Consider the following 25058-nt stretch of genomic DNA (forward strand, 5'->3'; position numbering starts at 1 on the left):
TCGGCGCTCCGACGGCCCTTTTGTCACGTCCACAGGTTTTTATTGATTGATCGTTCAATTAAAAACAACTAGGCTAAAAAGGGTCAGCAGCCAAGGAGACTCAAGCCAATGCCCAAGGTTGGTATGCAACCCATCCGCCGCCAACAACTGATCCAGGCCACGCTCAGCGCGGTCGATCAAGTCGGCATGAGCGACGCCAGTATTGCCTTGATCGCGCGTCTGGCTGGAGTCTCCAACGGCATCATCAGCCATTACTTTCAGGACAAGAACGGCCTGATCGCGGCGACCATGCGCCACCTGATGAATGCCTTGATCCAGAGCGTGAGCGAACGCCGTCAGGCGCTGACCGATGACAGCCCGAGGGCGCATCTGCAAGTCATCATCGAGGGCAACTTCGATGCCAGCCAGGTCAACGGCCCGGCGATGAAAACCTGGCTGGCCTTCTGGGCCACCAGCATGCACCACCCGTCACTGCACAGGTTGCAGCGGATCAACGATCACCGCCTGTACTCGAACCTGTGCTGCCAGTTCCGCCGCGCTTTGCCGCTGGAGCAGGCACGCAGCGCAGCCCGTGGGCTTGCGGCGCTTATCGACGGTTTGTGGCTGCGCGGCGCTCTGTCAGGCGATGCCTTCGACACAGAGCAGGCGCAGCAGATCGCTTACGAATACATGGATTTTCAACTGGCGAAAGCGGTGGGCTGAAGCGCTTCAGAGCCTTGTTCACCGAACGACTGCAGCGCAATGTTGCCCAAACTTACCGGCACGCTGAAATCAGTCATCGCCTACCACCTGAATTTGCGAGGACTTTATGGCCCGTTTCGAATTGCAAAAACTTTATATCGATGGCGGTTACGTAGACGCCAGCAACCCCGCCACGTTCGATGCCATCAACCCGGCAAACGGCGAAGTGCTTGCGCAAGTGCAGCGAGCAAGCAAGGAAGATGTCGAACGCGCCGTCGTCAGTGCCGAGAAAGGCCAGAAGGTCTGGGCGGCCATGACCGCCATGCAGCGTTCGCGCATCCTGCGCCGCGCCGTAGACATCCTGCGTGAGCGCAACGATGAACTGGCAGCGCTGGAAACCCTGGATACCGGAAAATCCTGTTCAGAAACCCGTTATGTCGACATCGTGACCGGTGCCGACGTGCTGGAATACTACGCAGGCCTGGTCCCCGCCATCGAGGGCGAACAGATCCCGCTGCGCACATCCTCCTTCGTCTATACCCGCCGCGAGCCACTGGGCGTGGTCGCAGGTATCGGCGCCTGGAACTACCCGATCCAGATCGCACTGTGGAAATCCGCTCCGGCACTGGCGGCAGGCAACGCAATGATCTTCAAGCCCAGCGAAGTCACTTCCCTGACCACCTTGAAGCTGGCGGAAATCTACACCGAAGCCGGCGTTCCTGACGGCGTGTTCAACGTGCTGACCGGCAGCGGCCGTGAAGTCGGTACCTGGATCACCGAACACCCGCGCATCGAAAAGGTTTCCTTCACCGGCGGCACCGATACCGGCAAGAAAGTCATGGCCAGCGCGTCGAGCTCTTCGCTCAAGGAAGTGACCATGGAGCTGGGCGGCAAGTCGCCGCTGATCATCTTCGACGACGCGGACCTTGATCGTGCCGCCGACATTGCAATGATGGCCAACTTCTACAGCTCCGGTCAGGTCTGCACCAACGGCACACGGGTTTTCGTCCCCAACGCCTTGAAGGCGCAACTGGAAGCCAAAATCCTGGAGCGCGTAAAACGCATCCGCATCGGCAACCCGGAAGACGAAAACACCAACTTCGGCCCGCTGGTCAGCTTCGAGCATATGGAAAGCGTGCTGGGCTACATCAACAAGGGCAAGGAAGAAGGTGCGCGCCTGCTGTGCGGTGGCGAACGCCTGACCGAAGGCGACCTCGCCAAAGGTGCCTTCGTGGCCCCGACCGTGTTCACCGACTGCACCGATGAAATGACGATCGTGCGCGAAGAGATCTTTGGCCCGGTGATGAGCATCCTCGGTTACGACAATGAGGAAGAAGTGATCCGCCGCGCCAACGACACCGACTTCGGCCTGGCCGCCGGTATCGTCACCCGCGACCTGAACCGCGCGCATCGCGTGATTCACCAGCTTGAAGCCGGCATCTGCTGGATCAACGCCTGGGGCGAGTCGGCAGCGGAAATGCCGGTCGGCGGCTACAAGCAATCCGGCGTCGGCCGCGAGAACGGCATCAGTTCGCTGGCGCAATACACACGCATCAAATCCGTACAGGTGGAGCTGGGCGATTACGCATCGGTGTTTTAAGACAGCCAGCAGTAAGCGGCAAGTTACAAGCTTCAAGTGAAGCAGCTTGCCGCCCTCATTCTTACAGGCAGCACCTGAATGCCTTTGCTTGCGGCTTGAAACTTGAAGCTTGCAGCTCTACGAAGGACTTTCTATGACCACGCAATCCGAATTCGACTACATCATCATCGGCGCCGGTTCGGCCGGTAACACCCTGGCAGCCCGTCTCACCGAAGATGCGGGCGTCACCGTTCTGCTGCTGGAAGCCGGCGGCCCGGATTATCGTCTGGATTTCCGTACCCAGATGCCTGCGGCGCTGGCGTTTCCACTGCAAGGCCGTCGCTACAACTGGGCCTATGAGACCGAGCCGGAACCTCACATGAATAACCGCCGCATGGAATGCGGGCGCGGCAAGGGTCTGGGTGGCTCGTCGCTCATCAATGGCATGTGCTACATCCGCGGCAACGCCATGGACTATGACGGCTGGGCCAAGGAACCGGGCCTGGAAGACTGGAGCTACCTCGACTGCCTGCCGTATTTCCGCAAGGCCGAAACCCGCGACATCGGACCCAACGATTATCACGGCGGTGATGGCCCGGTCAGCGTGACGACGCCGAAGGCGGGCAATAACCCGCTGTTCAAGGCCATGGTCGAAGCCGGTGTGCAGGCAGGTTATCCGCGCACGGACGACCTCAACGGTTATCAGCAGGAAGGCTTCGGCCCGATGGACAGAACCGTGACGCCCAATGGCCGTCGCGCCAGCACCGCTCGCGGTTATCTGGATGAGGCCAAAAAGCGCCCGACCCTGACCATCGTCACTCATGCCCTGACGGATCGTATTCTGTTTGAAGGCAAACGTGCCGTGGGCGTGGCCTATCTGGTCGGTGACAGCGATACCCGCATCGAAGCCCGTGCCCGCAAGGAAGTCCTGCTGTGCGGCGGCGCCATTGCTTCACCGCAGATTCTGCAACGTTCCGGTGTCGGCCCGGCCGAACTGCTGAACAAGCTCGATATTCCCGTGGTTCACGATCTGCCGGGTGTCGGCCAGAACCTTCAGGATCACCTGGAGATGTACCTGCAATACAGCTGCACCCAGCCTGTTTCGCTCTACCCTTCCCTGCTGTGGTGGAATCAGCCGGCCATTGGCGCGCAATGGATGTTCCTCGGCACAGGCATCGGTGCCAGCAACCAGTTCGAGGCGGGCGGGTTCATCCGCTCCAGTGAAGAGTTCGAGTGGCCGAACATCCAGTACCACTTCCTGCCGGTTGCCATTAACTACAACGGCACCAAAGGTGTGAAAGAGCATGGCTTTCAGGCCCACGTCGGTTCCATGCGCTCGCCGAGCCGTGGTCGGGTGCAGGTCAAGTCCAAAGACCCTCGCGAGTACCCGAGCATCCTGTTCAACTACATGTCTAGCGAGCAGGACTGGCAGGAGTTCCGCGACGGCATCCGCCTGACTCGGGAGATCATGCAGCAACCGGCACTGGACCCGTACCGTGGCCGCGAGATCAGCCCTGGCATCGAAGTGCAGTCCGACGAAGAGCTGGATAAGTTCGTCCGTGAACACGCCGAAACGGCGTATCACCCTTCGTGTACTTGCAAGATGGGCACCGATGACATGGCGGTGGTCGATGGCCAGGGTCGTGTCCATGGCCTGGAAAGCCTGCGCGTGGTGGATGCTTCGATCATGCCGATCATCACCACAGGCAACCTCAACGCACCGACCATCATGATCGCCGAGAAGATCGCCGACAGGATCCGTGGCCGTCAGCCGTTGCCGCGCAGCACCGCCGACTACTTCGTGGCAGGTGATCGCCCGGCACGCGGCACACCGCTGCGAGGTTCAGTAGCACAGGCGTGATTCAGACTCTATGATCTGCGGGCACGCCTGTTCCCTTCGCGAATGAATTCGCTCCTACAGTAGGAGCGAATTCATTCGCGAACACCTTGCCCGCCCAACAAGGAGCCTCTCTGCATGTTCGATTTCTCCGCTCAGCTCAAGCAGCGGTTCGCCGCACTGCAGAGCGATGCGCAATTCTTTTCCGTACGTTATGTCCGCAGAACCAGCCAGCACCTGAGCGTACGCAAGAACGTGGCCGAGCCGCCATCGCTGGGTAGCGATGAAGGGGCGATGCTGACCGTGCGCCTCAATGGTGTCGAAACCTACGCCGCCACCAACGACATTTCCCAGCGTGGCTTGCAGGCCGCGCTGCACCAGGCCGAAGAGCTGGCTCGCCGCCTGGCGCCGCATTCGCTGCTGGACCTGACTGATCAGACTGTCTCGACAGCCCGCGCCGATTACCTGTCGCCCAACCTGAGCAATGCCTTCCCGAGCCTGAGCGATTGCATCGATGTGCTGATGGCCGAGTCGAAGGCCGTACCCAAAGACGAGCGTCTGGTGAACTGGCAAGCAGGGCTGGGACTGGAAAACGTTGAGCAGATTTACCTCAACAGCGCAGGCGCCGAGATTCGTCAGGCACAGCGCTTCGTCTTTCCAGGCATGACGGTAACCGCCTACGACGGTCGTGACAGCCAGACCCGCAGCCTGGGCCGCGATAACTTCGGCCAGCAAGGCGGTGCAGAAATCATCAGCAATTGCGGACTGATCGGCGCTGCCGCACAGGTTGCCGATCAAGCGCTGCAATTGATCCTGGCCCCCAACACACCAACTGGCCCGCGTGATCTGCTGCTGATGCCGGACCAGATGATCTTGCAGATCCACGAATCCATCGGCCATCCACTGGAGCTGGACCGGATTCTGGGTGACGAGCGCAATTACGCCGGCACCAGCTTCGTCAAGGCATCGGACTTCGGCACGCTGCAATACGGCTCCAGCCTGCTCAACGTGACTTTCGACCCCGAAATCCCCGAGCAACTGGCCAGTTACGGTCATGACGACGATGGCACGGCGGCTAGCAAGCAGTTCCTGATTCGCGACGGCCTGTTACAGAGGCCATTGGGTGGTGCGCTGTCGCAATACCGCTCCGGCCTGCCGGGCGTCGCCAACAGCCGCGCCTGTAACTGGAACCGTCCACCCATCGACCGTATGGCCAACCTGAATATCGAACCGGGCGACCAGTCGCTGGAGCAACTGATCGGCAATATCGAGCACGGCATCCTGATGTCCACCAACCGCTCGTGGTCCATCGACGATGCGCGCAACAAATTCCAGTTCGGTTGCGAGTGGGGCCAGTTGATCGAAAACGGCGAACTCAGGGGCGTGGTCAAGAACCCCAACTATCGGGCTATTTCCGCGCAGTTCTGGCGCAACCTCAGCGCGGTCGGCGATGCCAGTACCTTCAAGGTGCTGGGCACGCCCAATTGCGGGAAGGGCGAACCCAATCAGGTGGTGCGTGTCGGTCATGCCTCGCCAGCCTGTGTCTTCGCCAATGTCGATGTATTTGGAGGTGATGCCTGATGTCTCATCAACAGCAATTCGAGGCATTGGTCACCGTCCTCAAGGCAGATATCGGCCCGAACGAACATTTCACACTGGCTTATAACGCCGAAGCTTCGGATTTCATTCGCTTCAATCATGGCCAGGTCCGTCAGGCCGGGCATGTGCAGCAAGCCAGCGTGACCTTCAAACTAATCGATGACGGGCGGCATGCCGATCTGGAACTGACACTCTCCGGCGATGCCGAGGTCGACAGCCAGCGTCTGAAGCAGGCCTTGCTGCAACTGCGCGAAACCTTGGTATCACTCGCCAAGGACCCGTATCTACTGCCCAATACCGAGGCCTGGCACAGCAACAATCTGCAAGAGCCGCCGCTACCGGACAGTGGGCAAGTCGTGGAGCTGATCAGCGGGTTGTCCCAGGGTCTGGACCTGGTGGGCTTTTATGCAGCAGGTCCGGTGTATCGCGGCTTCGCCAGTTCCTGGGGGGCGCTGGGTTGGCATCAGGCCAACAGCTTCAATTTCGACTGGAGCCTGTTCCACGAGAACGGCCAGGCCGTGAAAGCCAACTATGCCGGGCATGACTGGAATAGCGAGGCCTTTACCAGACGCTTCAATCAGGCCCGCGAGCAGTTGGAGTTTCTCGGGCGTCCGCTGCGCACTCTGGAGCCCGGTCAGTACCGCGCTTACCTGGCACCTGCCGCACTGGATGAAATCATCGGCATGCTGTGCTGGGGCGGGTTTTCCGCGCAGGCACTGGCCAGCAAGCACAGCCCGTTGCAGCGGCTGTACAGCGGCGACACCCGTTTCAGCCCGCTGTTCAGCCTGGATGAACAGGTCAGCGGCTCACTGTCACCGGCATTTTCCCGCGAAGGCTATCCACGCAAAGACCTGTCCCTGATCGCCGCTGGCGAAGCACGGGAACAACTGGTCGACTCCAGCAGCGCCGCCGAATACGGCCTGCAAGCCAACGGCGCGGACAACGGCGAGTGGCCAAACGCACTGAGCATGGCGGGCGGTACTCTGGAGCAGGAACAGATTCTCAAGCAGCTCGGCACTGGCCTGTATATCAGCAACCTCTGGTATCTGAATTTTTCCGACCAGTCTGCCGCACGCCTGACCGGCATGACCCGCTTTGCGACCTTCTGGGTCGAGGGCGGCAAGATCGTGGCACCGGTCAGCACCATGCGTTTTGATGACAGCGCCTACAGCCTCCTAGGCAACGCTTTGGAAAACCTGACCCGCGAGCGGGAGCTGATTTTGTCAGCCAGTACTTATAGCCAGCGCCAGACAGCCTCCATTCAGTTGCCCGGGGCTTTGATAAGCAAGCTGACGTTGACGTTGTAATACGCCCTTCGCGAATGAATTCGCTCCTACGGGGTTGTCTGTGGGAGCGAATCGGGCGGCGCTCCGCTTATTCGCGAAAACATCACAGGAAATGACATGCCGCACCTGGACGAAAAAACCCTGCGCTGGATGCCTTGGGTCATCGCCATCGCCTTCTTCATGCAAAGCCTGGACGGGACAATCCTCAACACGGCGCTGCCGTCCATGGCCCGTTCGCTGGAAGAAGATCCGCTGCGCATGCAGTCGGTGGTCATTGCCTACATGTTGACCATCGCCCTGCTGATTCCTGCTTCGGGGTGGATTGCCGATCGCTTCGGCATCAAACGCATCTTTTTCAGCGCCATCCTCTTGTTCAGCTTCGGCTCGTTGCTGTGCGCACTGTCCAACTCGCTGAACATGCTGGTGGCAGCACGGATCATTCAGGGGCTTGGCGGCGCGTTGATGCTGCCTATCGGGCGCTTGATCGTATTACGCGCCTACCCACGCTCGGAACTGGTGCGGATCATGGGCTTCATTACCGTGCCCGGCCTGTTGGGTCCGTTGCTCGGGCCGACCATGGGCGGCTGGATGGTCGAGTATTTCAGTTGGCACTGGATCTTCCTGATCAATATTCCGGTGGGTTTGCTGGGCTGCTATGCGGTCAAGCATTTCATCCCGGATATCCCAGGCGGCGGGCGCACACGTTTCGACGGCACAGGATTCATTCTGTTCGGAGCCTCGATGGTGCTGATCACCATTGCGCTGGAAGGCCTGGGCGAGCTGCACCTGCCGCACATGCGCGTGGTCTTGCTGCTGTTCGCCGGCCTGGGCTGTCTGGCGGCCTACTGGCTGCGGGCCGGGCATGTAGAGTTTCCACTCTTTGCACCGTCGTTGTTTCGCACCCGGACCTTTGCGGTGGGCATCCTGGGCAATCTGTTTGCGCGACTGGGCAGTGGCGCCCTGCCGTTTCTGGTGCCCTTGCTGCTGCAGATCCCGCTGGGTTATTCACCGGCGCAGGCCGGCATGAGCATGCTGCCGCTGGCCGCCGCCGGAATGTTCGCCAAAACCGTGGCCCGCTGGCTGATCGAACTGCTGGGGTATCGCACCATCCTGACCGGCAACACGCTGCTGCTTGGAATACTGCTGGCGACCCTGGCGCTGGTGGACACTCAAACCCCGTACTGGGTGCTGCTTGTCCATCTGGCCCTGCTGGGCGCAGTGAACGCCTTGCAGTTCACCGCCATGAACACCGTGACCCTGATCGACCTGGACGACGCCAGCACCGCCAGTGGCAACAGCCTGCTGTCGGTCGTCGCACAATTGTCACTGAGCCTGGGCGTGGCATCCGCTGCCGCCCTGCTGGGCGGCTTTACCGATGACGTGGCCACGGGCGAAGTCAGCAGTGTGCTGGGGGCTTTTCAACTGACCTTCCTGAGCGTGGGAGTACTGGCGATGTTTGCGGCGGGGATATTTCTGCAACTGCCTGCGCAGGAAGGTAAGAAATTGAGATAAAGGGAGTAGGAGCGAATTCATTCGCGAATGACTGTTTTCGCGAATGAATTCGCTCCTACAGTTTGCTGCGCCATTTATCGACATTGCCATCTGAGCTGGCCTTACGACCTGATACACTGCGCGACATTTTTGTTTTGCAGGTCCTCTGTCGTGACTAACACCGCTTTCAACACTTTGCCCCTGTCCGCTGCCATGCTGGCTAACCTGGAGTCGCTTGGTTATGCCGAGATGACGCCGATTCAGGCGCAAAGCCTGCCGGTGATTCTCAAGGGCATGGACCTGATCGCTCAGGCCAAGACCGGCAGCGGCAAGACCGCCGCCTTTGGTATCGGGCTGCTGAACCCGATCAATCCGCGCTTCTTCGGTTGCCAGGCGCTGGTGATGTGCCCGACACGCGAGCTGGCCGATCAGGTGGCCAAGGAAATTCGCCGTCTGGCACGCTCCGAAGACAACATCAAAGTGCTGACCCTGTGTGGCGGCGTGCCTTTCGGGCCGCAGATCGGTTCGCTGGAGCATGGCGCGCACATCATCGTCGGCACGCCGGGCCGTATCCAGCAGCATTTGCGCAAGGGCTCGCTGGTACTGGACGGGCTGAACACGCTGATCCTCGATGAAGCCGACCGCATGCTGGACATGGGCTTCTACGACGCCATCGCCGACATCATCGAACAGACTCCGCAACGTCGCCAGACCCTGCTGTTCTCGGCCACCTACCCGGTCGGTATCAAGCAACTGGCGTCCAAATTCATGCGTGATCCACAGACCGTCAAGGTCGAAGCGCTGCATGCCGACAGCCAGATCGAGCAGATTTTCTACGAAATCTCCCCGGAGCAACGTCTGGAAGCGGTGGTCAAGGTGCTTGGGCATTTCCGCCCGACTTCCTGTGTCGCGTTCTGCTTCACCAAGCAGCAGGTCCAGGAAGTGGTCGACCACCTGACCGCCAAGGGCATGTCCGCCGTGGGCCTGCATGGCGACCTGGAGCAGCGTGATCGTGATCAGGTACTGGCGATGTTCGCCAACCGCAGCACTTCGGTACTGGTCGCCACCGACGTCGCAGCCCGCGGTCTGGATATCGATGCACTGGACATGGTCATCAACGTTGAGCTGGCCCGCGACTCGGAAATCCACATCCACCGTGTCGGTCGTACCGGGCGTGCGGGCGAGACAGGTATTGCCGTCAGCCTCGTGGCCCCTTCGGAAAGCCAGCGTGCCCGCGCCATCGAAGAGCTGCAGAAGGCTCCGTTGAACTGGCAGCAGTACGACAACCTGAGCGTCAAGGAAGGCGGCAAGTTGCTGCCTGCCATGACAACCCTGTGCATCGGCTCGGGTCGCAAGGACAAGCTGCGTCCGGGCGATATTCTGGGTGCATTGACGGGCGAGGCCGGTGTTCCGGGCGCGCAGGTCGGCAAGATCGCCATCTTCGACTTCCAGGCCTATGTGGCCGTCGAGCGCAGCATCGCCAAACAGGCGCTGGAGCGTTTGAACAATGGCAAGATCAAGGGCAAGTCGTTGCGGGTTCGTATCTTGTAAAAAGCGTCGCGGGCAAGCCCCCTCCCACAGGTTGAACATTATTCCCGGCTCCACACGAGGACCATGCTGTGCCCGTTACTGACGTTGTAATCATTGGCGCTGGCGCCGCAGGTTTGATGTGTGCGCTCACCGCCGCAGGTCGTGGGCGCAAGGTGATGCTGATCGATCACGCCAACAAGCCGGGCAAGAAGATTCTCATGTCCGGTGGCGGGCGCTGCAACTTCACCAACATGTACACGGAGCCGGGCAATTTTCTGTCGCAGAACCCGCACTTCTGCAAGTCGGCACTGGCCCGCTATACCCAGTGGGACTTCATCGCCATGGTCGCCAAGCATGGCGTTCCGTACCACGAGAAGAAGCTGGGCCAGTTGTTCTGCGATAACAAGTCCAGCGACATTCTCGAAATGCTCCTCGAAGAGTGCCGACAGGCCGGTGCCAACCTGCACATGGACACTTCCGTGCAGCAGATCGAAAAGACTGAAACCGGCTATAGCCTGGAAACCACCCTTGGCACCTTGAGCTGCGAATCGCTGGTAATCGCCACCGGCGGTCTGTCGATCCCGACGCTGGGGGCCACAGGTTTCGGCTATCAGGTCGGCAAGCAATTCGGCCATACGCTGCTGCCGACTCGCGCCGGGCTGGTGCCGTTCACCATTACCGACCAGCTCAAGGAACTGTGCAGCGAGCTGTCGGGGACGTCGGTGGATTGTCTGGTCAGCTGCAATGACATGAGCTTTCGCGAGAACATCCTGTTTACCCACCGTGGCCTCAGTGGCCCGGCAATCCTGCAGATCTCGTCGTTCTGGCAGCCGGGCGACTGCGTGGAAATCAACCTGCTGCCCGATCACGACGTCCCGAACTGGCTGACCGAGCAGCAAGCCGAACGCCCGAACAGCGAGTTGAAGACCCTGCTGGGGGAAATCTTCACCAAGAAGATGGCCAACCTGATTGCCGAGCACTGGTTCGTTTCCAAGCCGATGAAGCAGTACACCCATGCAGAACTGGCCGGGATCGCTGAAAAGCTGGCGGGCTGGCAGGTCGTGCCGGCCGGCACCGAAGGCTATCGAACCGCCGAGGTTACGCTGGGCGGGATCGATACCCGTGAAGTGTCTTCCAAGACCATGGAATCGCTGAAATCGCCTGGGCTGTATTTCGTGGGTGAAGTGCTGGATGTGAGCGGCCATCTGGGCGGCTTCAATTTTCAGTGGGCCTGGGCATCGGCTTATGCGGCGGCCCAATACGTCTGACAGACAGGACGTAGCTCACAGCGGGCAATAATTTTTTTCCCAAGCGGATGTACAGGCCAGCCTCGGGCCTGTACATATCTTTCTGCGGGATCGATCAATTGCGAACAAGGCCGTCAGCTCATTCATGGCATCAAAATCTCTGCGTCATACACTCCGTCGGTTATGGGCGCTGGACAAGTTCAGCTATAGCGTTCGAGTCTTTATCGCGCTGACCGGCAGCATGGCGCTGTGTTGGTATCAAAATGAGATGGGCTTGTTGATCCCGCTGTTCCTGGGGATTATCGCCTGCGCTCTGGCCGAAACCGATGACAGTTGGCAAGGCCGTCTCAATGCGCTGGCTGTGACGCTGGTGTGTTTCAGCATTGCCGCGCTGGCCGTCGAACTCCTGTTTCCCTATCCCTGGCTGTTCGTTTGCGCGCTGGCCCTGGCCAGTTTCTGCCTGACCATGCTCGGGGCGCTGGGCGAGCGCTATGGTGCGATTGCCTATGGAACACTGATTCTGTCGGTCTACACCATGATTGGCGTGGACCAGCGCGGTGGCGAGGTTCTCGATTTCTGGCATGAACCGATGCTGCTGGTGGCGGGAGCGGCCTGGTACGGCTTGCTGTCGGTGTTATGGCAGATGCTGTTTTCCAACCAGCCGGTCCAGCAGGCGCTGGCACGGCTGTTTCGCGAACTTGGGCTGTACCTCAAGCTCAAGTCGACCCTGTTCGAGCCGATTCGCACCCTCAATGTGGAAGAGCGACGCCTGGAACTGGCCAAACAGAACGGCCGGGTCGTTGCCGCACTGAACACCACCAAGGAAATCATCCTGCATCGGGTCGGCAATGGCCGGCCCGGCTCGAAAGTCAGCCGTTATCTGAAGCTGTACTTCATCGCACAGGACATTCACGAGCGCGCCAGCTCTTCGCATTACCCGTACAACTCGCTGGCCGAAGCGTTTTTCCACAGCGATGTGCTGTTCCGCTGCCAGCGTCTGCTGCGCCAGCAGGGCGTGGCCTGTCAGGCGTTGTCCGAATCCATCCAGTTACGCCAGCCGTTTGTCTACGACCCAAGCTTTGCCGAAGCAATGGAGGACCTGCGCGCTTCCCTTGAGCACTTGCGCATCCAGAGCAACCCGGCGTGGCGCAGTCTGTTGCGCTCCTTGCGGGCACTGGCGGCCAACCTTGAAACCCTGGATCGCCTGATCAGCGATGCCAGCAACCCGGACGCCTTGGCCGATGCGACCGACAGCAGCCTGCTGGACCGTTCGCCGCGCAATCTCAAGGACGTCTGGACACGCCTGCGCCTGCAAATGACGCCGACCTCGCTGCTGTTCCGTCATGCCTTGCGCCTGCCGCTGGCCCTGACGGTGGGTTACGCCATGGTGCATCTGATCCACCCTTCACAAGGCTACTGGATCATCCTGACCACGGTTTTCGTCTGCCAGCCAAGTTACGGCGCGACCCGGCGCAAACTGGTGCAGAGGATCATCGGCACCGCTCTTGGCCTGACCGTGGGCTGGGCGCTGTTCGATCTGGTGACCAACCCGGTCCTGCAATCGATGTGTGCGGTGCTGGCCGGCGTGGTGTTCTTCGTCAACCGCACAACACGCTACACCCTCTCGACCGCAGCGATCACGGTGATGGTGCTGTTCTGCTTCAATCAGGTGGGCGATGGCTACGGGTTATTCCTGCCGCGCCTGTTCGATACCCTGCTGGGCAGCCTGATTGCCGGGCTTGCGGTGTTCCTGTTCCTGCCTGACTGGCAAGGGCGCAAGCTGAACAAGGTGCTGGCCAATACCCTGAGCTGCAACAGCACCTACCTGCGCCAGATCATGCAGCAATACGCCAAGGGCAAGAGCGACGACCTGGCTTATCGTCTGGCACGACGCAATGCGCACAATGCCGATGCGGCGCTCTCCACGACGCTGGCGAACATGCTGATGGAGCCTGGGCACTTCCGCAAGGAAGCCGACGTGGGCTTTCGTTTCCTGGTGCTGTCGCACACGCTGCTGAGTTATCTCTCGGGGCTGGGCGCGCATCGCGATACCCAACTGCCCAGCGATGTCCACGAACAGCTCATCGATGGTGCAGGCGCGGCACTGGCGGCCAGCATTGATGAAATCGCCCAGAGCCTGGCCGAAAAGAAACCGGTAGCCGTGCAGAACGATGTGGAAGAAGAGCTGGCCACCCAACTGGAACAGATGCCCGATGAGCTGGACGAAAGCCAGCGACTGGTACAAACGCAACTGGCCTTGATCTATCGCCAGCTGGCGCCACTACGCACACTGGCAGCACATTTGATCAAAGGGCCGGAGGCAACAGACCGTGCCGTCTGAGTAGTTCGTCGTAGGTGCCATCTGCTTTCATGCCCGCGATTTCCCGGTCAAAACCGGCAACGATTTCTGCATGCCTGGGGTTCTTCAGGCTGACCAGAATATGCAGGCTGTTCTCGCTCAGCGAGTCCGGCAGGAACTCCAGGCGGTTGCGCACCTCGTCAGGCTCGTTGGCAAGGCTGTAGCGGGCCACGAACTCATCTTCCAGAGCCAGATCAACACGCCCGGCAGCCAGCATGTTCGCAGCCATCGAAAAATTGTGGACCGGTACTTTTTTCAGCGCCGGGTCATTATCGAACGCCGGGTAGTAGGCATAACCGCGCACCACCGCAATGATGTACTTATGCAGTTGAGCAAGGTTCGAGGTATCGATATCCGAGCCTTTGCGCTTGAGAAAGCGCACACGATTGACCAGATACTCGGCAGAAAACTGGCCAACCCGCGTGCGCTCTTGATTGAACCAGGCATTGATCAGCACATCATTGCGCCCCTCGGCGATACCATGCATCGCCCGCGCCCAGGGGACCTGCTCGTATACCGTTCGATACCCGGCACGCTGCAAGGCGGTCCTCACGATATCGGTCGCCAGACCGTCGTTGAGCAGTGCGTCATCAGTGAAGGGAGGCCAGGCATCGGCGACCAGGCGCAACTTCTCCTCTGCGCCGGCCTGAGCGATCAACAGTAACCCCAGCAACCCAATGGCTTGAAGCAATCGCGACATGCTTGAATTCCCCAGGTGGGCAGCATGCCCGATCCAGACTGACAGCCGTTGACCAACACCGACACTTGAATCCTGACCTGTATTGAAGACCCAATCCCGCCAGGAAACAACCCAGATGAATGTTGCATATATACGATTGATCCAGAAAATATTTTGCCTCACATGGGCCAGAGCCACCGATGGACATCACGGCGTTTTATTGGGAATGCGGCCGGATGCGTTTAGAATTCCTTTCTGGTTTATCTGCGAGTCAAAAACATGCCTATCAAATGGATCTGCAAACACCATACCGACCTGAGCATCGAACAGCTTTATGCCGTTCTGAAACTGCGCTCCGAGGTGTTCGTGGTCGAGCAGCAGTGCGTGTATCAGGATGTTGATGGTCTGGACCTGACAGGCGATACCTGCCATTTGATGGCCTGGCAAGGAGGCAAGCTGGTGGCTTATCTGCGTTTGCTGGACCCGATCCAGCAAGGCGGCGATGTCACCATTGGCCGCGTGGTCACCGCACCGTCGATTCGCAGCAAAGGCATGGGCCATGAACTGATGGTGCAGGCGCTGGATCATGCAGAAAAGAAATGGCCCGACCAGCCCATCTATCTGTCGGCGCAAGCGCATTTGCAGGGCTACTACAGCCGCTACGGCTTCAACGCGGTCGGCGAGGTGTATCTGGAAGACGATATCCCGCACATCGGCATGCGCCGCGATCTCGAATAAAGCAGAACGCCCTCAGGGATAACCCAGCACGGATTTGATATTGGCCAGATTCCGGGTTATCCAGTCGCTGTCGATCGCACCCCAGTCACGAATCCGGTAGTGCCCTGCATGGTTGCGGGCGCCTTCCTGTTGCTCGAATTCGCATTCGATATCAAGGTCGGCCAGTGCGGCGATGGTGTCCTGGGCCGTACGGCGCGGCATGCCGGTGACCTCCGTCAACTCGGGCACCGTGCTGGCGATCTGGCGGTCGATCAGATAAGCCACATACAGGCGCCGATAAAAACTGCTTTTGGTCTTGCTGACATCCATCTTCAAATCCTTGTTGGCACGATATTCAGCTTGTCGATCTGGCGCCTGCCTGCAGATCGCGATATGTCAGATAAACCCGCAAGTCGAATTCCAGCTGGTGATAGCCGGGCTGCATGTACTCACACAACTGGTAGAACGCCTTGTTGTGATCGGACTCCTTGAAGTGAGCCAGCTCATGCACCACGATCATTCGCAAGAACTGCGGCGCCGCCTCCTTGAACAGCGCAGCGACGCGGATCTCCTTCTTGGCCTTGAGCTTGCCGCCCTGCACTCGCGAAACCGTGGTGTGTAAACCGAGCGCGCGATGAGTCAGGTCGAGACGGTTATCGAACAGCACCTTGTCGATAGGCGGCGCATTGCGCAGATGTTCCTGCTTCAAGGCCAGGGCATAGGCATACAGCGCCTTGTCACTCTGGATCTGATGCCGCTCCGAATAGCGCTGTTGCAGATAATCGCCCAGTTTGTCCTGCGCAATCAGTTGCCGCACCTGATCCTGAAGGGACGCAGGATAGGCTTGCAGGTATTTGAGCGGAGCAAGAGCTGAAGCAGTCATGGGGCCGTGACAAATGATTCAAAGGCGCCAGTCTACCGTAATCAGGCCAGCAGCCTCGACCAGTCATAGCGCTGAGGGAAAGACAGGGTGTCTCCGGCATCCAGCGGATAGGCCACCAGAAAACCCTGAATGACCTGGCAACCGTTGTTGACCAGCCACTCATACTGCTGGAGAGTCTCGACCCCTTCGGCAATCACCAATATGTCCAGGTTGCGGCACAGATCGATGATGCTGCGCGCCAGAACGGCATCGCGAGGCGAATCGAGCAGGCCGGCGATGAAGTGCCGGTCAAGCTTCAGGGTATCGAGCTGAAGATTGCGCAAGTGCGACAGCGAACAATCGCCCACACCGAAATCATCCAGCGCCACGCGCACACCGATATCGCGCAGTTGCTGTAATTGCTTGTGGCTGTGGCTCAGGTTGTTCACCAGCGAAGCTTCAGTGATCTCAACTTCCAGCTGGCCGGGCTGCAATTCAAAGCGCTCTATTGCCCGCCTCAGTTCCGCGGCCAGATTGGGCATGCAGAATTGTGTCGGGCTGATACTGACACTGACAACCAGATCGGAGGTAAAGACCCGACTCCACGTCTGGCGCTGCTCAGCGCTCTGATCGAAGATCCAGCTGCCCAGCCGGTTGATAAGCCGCGTTTCCTCCAGCAAGGGGATAAACAGGGCGGGCGGCACTTCTCCGACACTCGCGTGCTGCCAGCGCAACAGGGCTTCAAAGCCGCGCAGCCGTCCATCGGCGACGTAGACCTGAGGCTGATAGACCACAGAGAAGTTCTTGCCGTCGATGGCGTTGCGCACACTGTCTTCGAGCATCAGGCGCGAACGCGCACGACCGTTCATGTTCTGGTCATAGAACCGATACTGCTGGCGCCCTGCCCGCTTGGCTTCGTACATGGCGATATCCGCAGCCCGCAGCAAGCCATCGAGGTTGGAGCCACATTCAGGGTAAGTCGCAATTCCGATACTGACGCCCAAGGCAATATCCACACCGTCAACCTGACGCCTGACCGATACCCGCTCGATAAACTTTTCAGCCACCTTTGCAGCCTGCTCGGGATAGTCGAAGCCGTCGATCACCACGGTAAATTCATCGCCGCCCATACGCGCCAGAACATCGTAGGGGCGCAGGCAATCCTTGAGCTGCCCAGCCACCCAGAGCAGGACCTGATCGCCAGCATCATGGCCAAGCGAATCATTGATCTGCTTGAAGCCGTCCAGATCCAGATACAGCACGACCAGATACTTGTCCGCATGCTCGTTGCGCAACAGCATGCCTTCGACAGCCTGATAGAAACCACGGCGGTTGAGCAGCCCGGTCAAGGCATCGGTAACGGCCTGTTGTTCGAGCTGGTGATACAGGTCGCGCACCACCGACATATCGAGAATAGTCAGCACCATTGCCTTTTGTTCACAAGGCAATGGTGCGCAAGACAGCGCCACAGGCAACTGGCCGCCCTCGACAGTGCGCAGGACAGCATCATGCACACGGTAAGTGTCAGCCTGGCGATAGTGCTTGTAGAAGTCAGACTCCTGCCAGCTCTCGACCCCAGGTTCCAACACATAATCCAGCACGCTGGTCCCGCACAGTTGCTCGACAGTGGCATTGAGCAAACGGCAGATGGCCGGGTTGGCGAAACTGATAATGCCGCACTCATCGATCACCACAATGCCTTCAGCCACATTGGCCAGTACCGATGCATTGAACGCTCTTGCGCTCTCCAGCTCCAGAGTGAGCTTTTGCAAGGCACGACGATTGCGCTGCTGCTCCAGCAAGGCCTGAACCTTGGGCTTCAGCACGTTCGGGTCAAAGGGTTTGAACAGATAATCGACGGCACCGCTCGCATAGCCCTTGTGGACTGAAGCCGGGCTCTGCTCGTTGGCAGTAAGGAAGATGATCGGGGTCAGGCGCGTCCTCTGGCTGCCACGCATCAAACGTGCAACTTCGAATCCATCCATGTCAGGCATCTGCACATCCAGCAGAACCAGATCCACCTCCTGCTCAAGAAGCACCGTCAGCGCTTCGACTCCTGAACTGGCCGTGACAATGCGCCAGTCCGTGCGCTGCAGGACTGCGCACATCGTCACCAGGTTTTCAGGGTAGTCATCAACAACCAGAAGAACCGAAGAGCCATCATTGGGCTTGGATTGCACGCATTCCATGCTGCTTCTCTACTTGTGTGGGAGACGCCTGTTACAAAAAACCGTATCCAATCTGTATCAACTTTAGTCGCTCCTGAAAAAAGCAGCAGCAAGGCAGCTCATTGCCACCACAAAAGTTCCACATAACCGACTAACGGTATATTCCTACAGGCCATATAAATTCTGTCCTACAAGAAAAGTGACAGCACTTTGACGTCATTAGTTCGATCTCCAAGCATTAACAAATGCGCTTTCAAATCGTATAAGAACTGCCCGAACCCTCTGAATAGAGACTTCCGACAGTCGCATGAATATTTCTGGAAGCACAAAATGATAGATCTTGGATCCTGGAACCTCAGCATTCCGGTGGGCTCACCCCCCAAAACCATCGAAACCTCGCAACTGCGCCAAGGCTATGACGGCAAGTATTTCGAGTCGCACTCGGAATACATTTTCTTCTGGTCGCCCGTCACCGGGTCGCGCACCGAAAATGCCAAATACCCACGCAGCGAGCTGCGCGAGACGTGGTCTGACGGCACGTTGCACAACTGGCTGTATCCCGAAGCGGACAATTTTCTGAATGCGACCCTGGAGGTCAATCAGGTGCCGTCATCCGGCAAGATCGTGATTGGCCAGATACACGCCTACGACAGCACCGAGCCGATGCTGAAGGTCGAGTATCAGTACAAGACCAAAACCCAGACCGGCAATATCGTGGTGAAAGTTCGCAAACGCTTCGATGATGACGAAAGCAAAGTCATCAAGATTGCCGAAGGTGTTCCACTCAATGAGAAATTCAAATACATCATCCACCTGAGCCCCGGTGGTGAATTGAGTGTCAGTGCAAGAGATGTGAACTGGAGCACATCCATCAGCTCTTCCTGGAGTACAAAACCACTGTATTTCAAGGCTGGCGTATATACCCAGGACAACTCCGGCTACAGCACTGAAGGCGGAAAAGCCACGTTTTATAATCTGGATATCGATCACAACAAGATCTGATATGTACACCGCCTAAAAGAAAAGGCCCGCACTCAATGGGCGGGCCTCTTTCATTTCAGGACAAACCGATCAACGGGCAGCCTTGAACTCTTTCTCGGCAGCGATGAAACGCTCTTGCATCGAAGTCGACGGGCCTTTGCCAATCAGACTGAAGAGCACAATCGCGAGGCTGGCGAAGATAAAGCCCGGAACGATTTCATATAGCCCGATGGTGCTGAACTGCTTCCAGAGCACCACGGTTACTGCACCGACGACCACGCCAGCCAGCGCGCCATTGCGGGTCATGCCTTTCCACATCACCGAAATCAGCACCACCGGCCCGAATGCCGCGCCGAACCCGGCCCAGGCGTAGCTCACCAGACCCAATACGCGGTTTTCAGGGTTGGCGGCCAGCAGGATGGCAATCACAGCAACCAGCAGTACCATCGCCCGGCCGACCCAGACCAGCTCAAGCTGCGAAGCGTTCTTGCGCAGATACGCCTTGTAGAAGTCCTCGGTCAGGGCACTGGAGCACACCAGCAACTGGCAGCTCAGGGTGCTCATCACAGCCGCAAGAATCGCGGACAGCAGCACACCGGCAATCCATGGGTTGAACAGCAGCTTCGCCAGCTCGATGAATACCCGCTCCGGGTTCTCGGTCACAGGCCCGGCCACATCCGGGTTCGCCGCGAAGTAAGCGATACCGAAGAAACCCACCGCAACCGCACCGGCCAGACACAGGATCATCCAGGTCATGGAGATACGACGGGCACTGGCAATCGACTTGACCGAATCCGCCGCCATGAAGCGCGCCAGGATATGCGGCTGGCCGAAGTAGCCCAGGCCCCAGGCCAGCAGTGAAACGACACCGATGAAGGTGGTGTTCTTGAACATGTCGAAGCTGGTCGGGTTCTGGGCTTCGATGGCCAGGAACGTGGTGTCGATGCCGCCGGTCGCCAGCAGGGCGATGATCGGCGTGAGAATCAGCGCGAAGATCATCAGCGTGGCCTGAACCGTATCCGTCCAGCTCACCGCCAGGAAACCACCCACGAAGGTGTAGACGATGGTTGCTGCCGCGCCCGCCCACAACGATGTGGCGTAGGACATGCCGAAAGTGCTCTCGAACAGACGCGCGCCCGCCACGATGCCCGAAGCGCAATAGATGGTGAAGAACACCAGAATCACGATGGCCGAGATGATACGCAGCACGCCGCTGTTGTCTTCGAAACGGCTGCTGAAGTAATCCGGAAGGGTCAACGCATCACCGTTGTGCTCGGTCTGCACACGCAGACGACCGGCCACGAACAGCCAGTTCAGGTAAGCACCGGCTATCAGGCCGATGGCGATCCAGCTTTCCGACAGGCCGGACATGTAGATGGCACCGGGCAAGCCCATCAGCAGCCAGCCGCTCATGTCCGAAGCACCCGCCGAGAGGGCGGTCACCACGCTGCCGAGGCTGCGTCCGCCAAGGATGTAATCGGAGAGGTTGTTGGTGGAGCGATAGGCCATGAGGCCGATCAGCACCATAGCAGCGATATAGATCACGAAGGTGATCAGGGTAGGGTTGTTGAAGCTCATGAGTTCTGCCTTGGCATTGTTTTTATCAAACGCCCGATACTCAGGGGAAGTCGGTTACCGAACCTGTTATCCATGCCTGTGTATCCGACGCAGCGCTGGCTGAGATTTCCGCAAGGAAGCAGCCACTGAACGACTCGCTAACGGTTGCACCGTGGCTGCGAATCCTATTAGACAAACTGAAAAAGGTGCAACCAAATTAAACGAATCAGTTGCACCTTCTGCAAAATGATCATTGCACTGTGATTTCCGCCCCATTTTGAAGCGGCAAATGACGCTTACGCAAAAGAAAACGCACCAGAATCACTCATTTGTCCCGTATAGCGGGGCCTCAAGAGAAATAGCCTTGAAATATTCCGCAAAAAACAGGTTGCACCCGGTTGCACCTTTACCAGAGCAAAGCTAACCTGCGCCAAAGCCGAAGCCACGCACTAGAGTGGCGACAATGAGGACAAGACATGGCCACCACCACTCTGGGCGTCAAGCTTGACGACCTGACCCGCGAGCGATTGAAAGCAGCCGCGCAATCCATCGACCGTACGCCGCACTGGTTGATCAAGCAGGCAATCTTCAATTACCTGGAAAAGCTGGAGAGTGGTGCAACCCTGCAGGAACTCAATGGCCAGGGCAGCAAGGACGGCGATGAAAGCGGCGAGTTGCCGGCCGACACGAGCTATCAGAGTTTCCTGGAGTTTGCCGAAAGCATCCTGCCGCAATCGGTGCTGCGCGCCGCCATTACCGCCGCCTACCGTCGCCCCGAGCAGGAAGTGGTCCCCATGCTGCTGGAGCAGGCCCGCCTGCCCGCACCCATGGCCGAAGCCACCCACAAGCTGGCGGCCTCCATTGCCGAAAAACTGCGCAACCAGAAGAGCGCGAGCGGTCGCGCCGGAATCGTTCAAGGGCTGCTGCAAGAGTTCTCGCTCTCTTCCCAGGAAGGCGTGGCATTGATGTGTCTGGCCGAAGCATTGCTGCGCATCCCGGACAAAGGCACTCGCGATGCATTGATCCGCGACAAGATCAGCAACGGCAACTGGCAGCCGCATCTGGGCAACAGCCCGTCGCTGTTCGTCAACGCCGCGACCTGGGGCCTGTTGCTGACCGGCAAACTGGTTTCCACCCATAACGAAACAGGCCTCTCCTCCTCCCTGAGCCGCATCATCGGCAAGAGCGGCGAGCCCATGATCCGCAAGGGCGTGGACATGGCCATGCGTTTGATGGGCGAGCAGTTCGTGACTGGCGAAACCATTGGCGAAGCCCTCGCCAACGCCAGTCGCTTTGAGGCCAAAGGCTTTCGCTACTCCTATGACATGCTGGGTGAGGCAGCGCTTACCGAGCATGATGCGCAGAAGTACCTGGCCTCCTACGAGCAGGCCATACATTCCATCGGCAAGGCTTCTCACGGCCGCGGCATTTATGAAGGCCCGGGTATTTCCATCAAGCTGTCGGCGTTGCACCCTCGCTACAGCCGCGCTCAATACGAGCGCGTGATGGAAGAACTGTATCCGCGCCTGCTGTCGCTGACCCTGCTGGCCAAGCAATACGACATCGGCCTGAATATCGATGCTGAGGAAGCCGACCGCCTTGAGCTGTCGCTGGACTTGCTTGAACGTCTTTGCTTCGAGCCGCAACTGACTGGCTGGAACGGTATCGGCTTTGTCATTCAGGCGTACCAGAAACGCTGCCCGTACGTGATCGATTACGTGATCGACCTGGCCCGTCGCAGCCGCCATCGCCTGATGATCCGTCTGGTAAAAGGCGCGTACTGGGACAGCGAAATCAAACGCGCCCAGGTCGAAGGCCTGGAAGGCTATCCGGTCTATACCCGCAAGGTTTATACCGACGTTTCCTACATCGCCTGTGCCCGCAAGTTGCTGGCAGCACCGGAAGTCATCTATCCACAGTTCGCGACCCACAACGCCCATACACTGGCAGCCATTTATCACATCGCCGGTCAGAACTATTACCCCGGCCAGTACGAATTCCAGTGCCTCCATGGCATGGGCGAACCGCTTTACGAACAGGTGGTGGGCAAGGTTGCCGATGGCAAGCTGAACCGTCCGTGCCGTGTGTATGCGCCGGTCGGCACCCATGAAACGTTGCTGGCGTATCTGGTACGGCGCCTGCTGGAAAACGGCGCAAATACCTCGTTCGTCAACCGCATCGCCGACCAGTCGGTCTCGATTCAGGAACTGGTGGCCGACCCGGTCAGCAGCATCGAACGCATGGCGACCCAGGAAGGCAGCTTCGGCCTGCCGCACCCGCGCATTCCATTGCCGCGCGACCTGTATGGCCCGGAGCGTCCCAACTCCAGCGGCATCGACATGGCCAACGAACATCGTCTGGCCTCGCTGTCGTCGGCATTGCTGGCGACCGCACACAACGACTGGAAAGCCGCGCCGCTGCTGGGCTGCCCGGCAAGCGAAGGCACCGCTCAGCCAACCCTGAACCCGTCCGACCAGAGAGACGTGGTAGGCCATGTCCAGGAAGCCTCTCTGGAAGATGTCGATAACGCCATCCAGTGCGCGCTGATTTCAGGCCCTATCTGGCAAGCCACACCGCCAGCCGAGCGTGCCGCCATTCTTGAGCGCGCCGCCGACCTGATGGAAAACGAGATCCAGCCTTTGATGGGCCTGCTGGTCCGCGAAGCAGGCAAGACCTTCGCCAATGCCATTGCCGAAGTTCGCGAAGCCGTGGATTTCCTGCGCTACTACGCCGTTCAGGCCCGCAACAATTTCAGCAACGACACGCATCGCCCGCTCGGGCCGGTGGTCTGTATCAGCCCGTGGAACTTCCCGCTGGCGATTTTCAGCGGTCAGGTCGCAGCGGCATTGGCCGCTGGCAACCCGGTGCTGGCCAAACCTGCCGAACAGACCCCGCTGATCGCGGCCCAGGCCGTGCGCCTGTTGCTTGAAGCCGGTATCCCGGAAGGCGTGCTGCAACTGCTGCCCGGACGCGGTGAAACCGTCGGTGCCCGACTGGTGGGCGACGAGCGCGTCAAAGGCGTGATGTTCACCGGTTCCACCGAAGTGGCGCGCCTGCTGCAACGTAACATTGCCGGGCGTCTCGATGCTCAGGGCCGGCCGATTCCGCTGATCGCCGAAACCGGTGGCCAGAACGCCATGATCGTCGACTCGTCGGCACTGACCGAACAGGTGGTGATCGATATCCTTTCCTCGGCCTTCGACAGCGCCGGCCAACGCTGCTCTGCACTGCGCGTGCTGTGCCTGCAGGAAGACTCCGCCGACCGCGTGATCGAAATGCTCAAGGGAGCCATGGCTGAAAACCGCCTGGGCAACCCGGAACATCTGTCCGTGGATATCGGACCGGTGATCGATGCAGAGGCCAAGGCCGGAATCGAAAAACACATTCAGGGCATGCGCGACAAAGGCCGCACGGTCTATCAGGTGGCAATCGCCAACAGCGCGGACCTCAAGCGCGGCACCTACGTGATGCCGACGCTGATCGAACTGGAAAGCTTCGACGAACTGCAACGGGAAATCTTCGGGCCGGTGCTGCACGTGGTTCGCTACAAGCGCAAGGAACTGGACCAGCTTATCGACCAGATCAATGCCACCGGTTACGGCCTGACACTGGGCGTCCACACGCGCATCGACGAAACGATTGCCAAGGTCATCGATAACGTCAATGCGGGTAACGTCTACGTCAACCGCAACATTGTCGGTGCCGTGGTCGGCGTACAACCCTTCGGTGGCGAAGGCCTGTCGGGCACCGGACCGAAAGCGGGCGGGCCGCTGTATCTGTATCGCCTGTTGTCGACCCGTCCACAGGACGCCATCGAACAATCCTTTGACCGTGGCGACAAGCTGATCGCCCCCGATACTCGTCTGCAGGAAGCACTGGGCAAACCCTTACAAGCCTTGAAAGCCTGGGCCGCCAGCAATCAGCAGTCCGCACTGGATGAGCTGTGCAGCCAGTTTGCCGAGCAATCGCAAAGCGGCATTACCCGCCTGCTGACCGGGCCGACCGGTGAACGCAACAGCTACAGCATCCTGCCGCGTGAACACGTGCTGTGCCTGGCCGATGACGAAACCGACCTGCTGACGCAACTGGCTGCGGTTCTGGCCGTCGGCAGCACCGCCATCTGGCCGGAAACCACGACCAGCAAGCCTCTGCGCAATCGCCTGCCCAAAGAGGTTCAGGCCCGCATCAAGCTGGTTGCGGACTGGAGCAAGGATGACGTGCTGATCGACGCCGTTCTGCACCATGGCGATTCGGACCAGTTGCGTGCCATTTGCGAGCAGGTAGCCCAGCGCTCCGGCGCGATCCTCGGCGTCAACGGCCTGTCACACGGCGAAACCAACGTTGCCCTGGAGCGACTGGTGATCGAACGCGCCTTGAGCGTGAACACCGCCGCAGCGGGAGGTAATGCGAGCCTGATGACGATAGGTTGAGGAAAGCTGCAAGTTTTAAGCGGCAAGCTACAAGTTAAAAGCTTCAAGCTTCAGG

General features: G+C 59.1%; 17 protein-coding genes. 12 read left to right on the forward strand and 5 right to left on the reverse strand.

The annotated features are described in order from the left end of the window. Positions 1 to 108 precede the first annotated feature (108 nt). From betI to yccS, 9 genes are all read left to right on the forward strand, one after another. Positions 109 to 702 (forward strand): transcriptional regulator BetI, encoded by a 594-nt coding sequence (betI, locus tag JL015_RS09430; RefSeq protein WP_201001619.1) that lies wholly within the window; start codon positions 109 to 111, stop codon positions 700 to 702. Between the two features lie 106 nt (positions 703 to 808). After that, complete coding sequence (betB, locus tag JL015_RS09435) at positions 809 to 2281, forward strand: betaine-aldehyde dehydrogenase (protein ID WP_201018273.1); 1473 nt, start codon at positions 809 to 811, stop codon at positions 2279 to 2281. A 133-nt stretch (positions 2282 to 2414) separates the two neighbouring features. Continuing rightward, entirely contained in the window at positions 2415 to 4121 is a 1707-nt protein-coding gene (gene betA, locus JL015_RS09440; RefSeq protein ID WP_201018274.1) for a choline dehydrogenase, read from the forward strand. Between the two features lie 114 nt (positions 4122 to 4235). Beyond that, positions 4236 to 5678: a TldD/PmbA family protein gene (locus tag JL015_RS09445; protein WP_201018275.1), complete on the forward strand. Its 1443-nt coding sequence runs from the start codon at positions 4236 to 4238 to the stop codon at positions 5676 to 5678. Beyond that, positions 5678 to 7003 carry a TldD/PmbA family protein gene (locus tag JL015_RS09450; RefSeq protein WP_201018276.1) on the forward strand — a complete coding sequence of 442 codons (1326 nt, stop codon included), beginning with the start codon at positions 5678 to 5680 and terminating at the stop codon, positions 7001 to 7003. The genes JL015_RS09445 and JL015_RS09450 overlap by 1 nt, the downstream gene beginning before the upstream one ends. A 96-nt stretch (positions 7004 to 7099) precedes the next feature. Further along, positions 7100 to 8494, forward strand: coding sequence for a multidrug transporter subunit MdtD (gene mdtD, locus JL015_RS09455; protein WP_201018277.1), 1395 nt, complete (start codon positions 7100 to 7102; stop codon positions 8492 to 8494). Between the two features lie 150 nt (positions 8495 to 8644). Then, entirely contained in the window at positions 8645 to 10024 is a 1380-nt protein-coding gene (dbpA, locus tag JL015_RS09460) for an ATP-dependent RNA helicase DbpA (RefSeq protein ID WP_201018278.1), read from the forward strand. A gap of 68 nt (positions 10025 to 10092) precedes the next feature. Further along, the gene (locus JL015_RS09465) at positions 10093 to 11271 is read left to right on the forward strand and encodes an NAD(P)/FAD-dependent oxidoreductase (RefSeq protein ID WP_201018279.1); all 1179 of its coding nucleotides are present in this window, start codon (positions 10093 to 10095) and stop codon (positions 11269 to 11271) included. A gap of 124 nt (positions 11272 to 11395) precedes the next feature. Next, positions 11396 to 13591: a YccS family putative transporter gene (gene yccS / locus JL015_RS09470; RefSeq protein WP_201018280.1), complete on the forward strand. Its 2196-nt coding sequence runs from the start codon at positions 11396 to 11398 to the stop codon at positions 13589 to 13591. Here the strand turns inward: yccS and JL015_RS09475 are convergent. Beyond that, on the reverse strand, positions 13557 to 14309 hold the full coding sequence (locus tag JL015_RS09475; protein WP_201001601.1) for a substrate-binding periplasmic protein: 753 nt from the start codon (positions 14307 to 14309) through the stop codon (positions 13557 to 13559). The two genes, yccS and JL015_RS09475, sit on opposite strands and share 35 nt — an antisense overlap. A gap of 258 nt (positions 14310 to 14567) precedes the next feature. On the opposite strand from JL015_RS09475, the gene JL015_RS09480 reads away from it, so the two are divergent. Further along, the gene (locus tag JL015_RS09480) at positions 14568 to 15026 is read left to right on the forward strand and encodes a GNAT family N-acetyltransferase (protein ID WP_201001599.1); all 459 of its coding nucleotides are present in this window, start codon (positions 14568 to 14570) and stop codon (positions 15024 to 15026) included. 12 nt (positions 15027 to 15038) lie between these two features. Here JL015_RS09480 and JL015_RS09485 read toward each other — a convergent pair whose 3' ends face one another. The 3 genes from JL015_RS09485 to JL015_RS09495 are packed head-to-tail and all read right to left on the reverse strand — an operon-like array spanning position 15039 to position 18056. Further along, a complete protein-coding gene (locus tag JL015_RS09485) occupies positions 15039 to 15335 on the reverse strand; it encodes a winged helix-turn-helix domain-containing protein (RefSeq protein ID WP_201018281.1) in 297 nt (98 codons plus the stop codon). 25 nt (positions 15336 to 15360) lie between these two features. After that, positions 15361 to 15888 (reverse strand): M48 metallopeptidase family protein, encoded by a 528-nt coding sequence (locus JL015_RS09490; protein ID WP_201001596.1) that lies wholly within the window; start codon positions 15886 to 15888, stop codon positions 15361 to 15363. A gap of 41 nt (positions 15889 to 15929) precedes the next feature. Then, positions 15930 to 18056, reverse strand: coding sequence for a two-component system response regulator (locus JL015_RS09495; RefSeq protein WP_201018282.1), 2127 nt, complete (start codon positions 18054 to 18056; stop codon positions 15930 to 15932). A 309-nt stretch (positions 18057 to 18365) separates the two neighbouring features. On the opposite strand from JL015_RS09495, the gene JL015_RS09500 reads away from it, so the two are divergent. Beyond that, positions 18366 to 19037 carry a polysaccharide lyase family 7 protein gene (locus tag JL015_RS09500; protein WP_201001594.1) on the forward strand — a complete coding sequence of 224 codons (672 nt, stop codon included), beginning with the start codon at positions 18366 to 18368 and terminating at the stop codon, positions 19035 to 19037. Between the two features lie 69 nt (positions 19038 to 19106). On the opposite strand, the gene putP is transcribed toward JL015_RS09500, so the two are convergent. Continuing rightward, positions 19107 to 20594 (reverse strand): sodium/proline symporter PutP, encoded by a 1488-nt coding sequence (gene putP / locus JL015_RS09505; protein WP_201018283.1) that lies wholly within the window; start codon positions 20592 to 20594, stop codon positions 19107 to 19109. A 455-nt stretch (positions 20595 to 21049) separates the two neighbouring features. Between putP and putA the strand changes: the two genes are divergently transcribed. Further along, positions 21050 to 25003 carry a trifunctional transcriptional regulator/proline dehydrogenase/L-glutamate gamma-semialdehyde dehydrogenase gene (putA, locus tag JL015_RS09510; RefSeq protein ID WP_201018284.1) on the forward strand — a complete coding sequence of 1318 codons (3954 nt, stop codon included), beginning with the start codon at positions 21050 to 21052 and terminating at the stop codon, positions 25001 to 25003. Positions 25004 to 25058 lie beyond the last annotated feature (55 nt).

The organism is Pseudomonas cichorii (assembly GCF_015471405.1).
GTDB lineage: Bacteria > Pseudomonadota > Gammaproteobacteria > Pseudomonadales > Pseudomonadaceae > Aquipseudomonas > Aquipseudomonas serbiensis.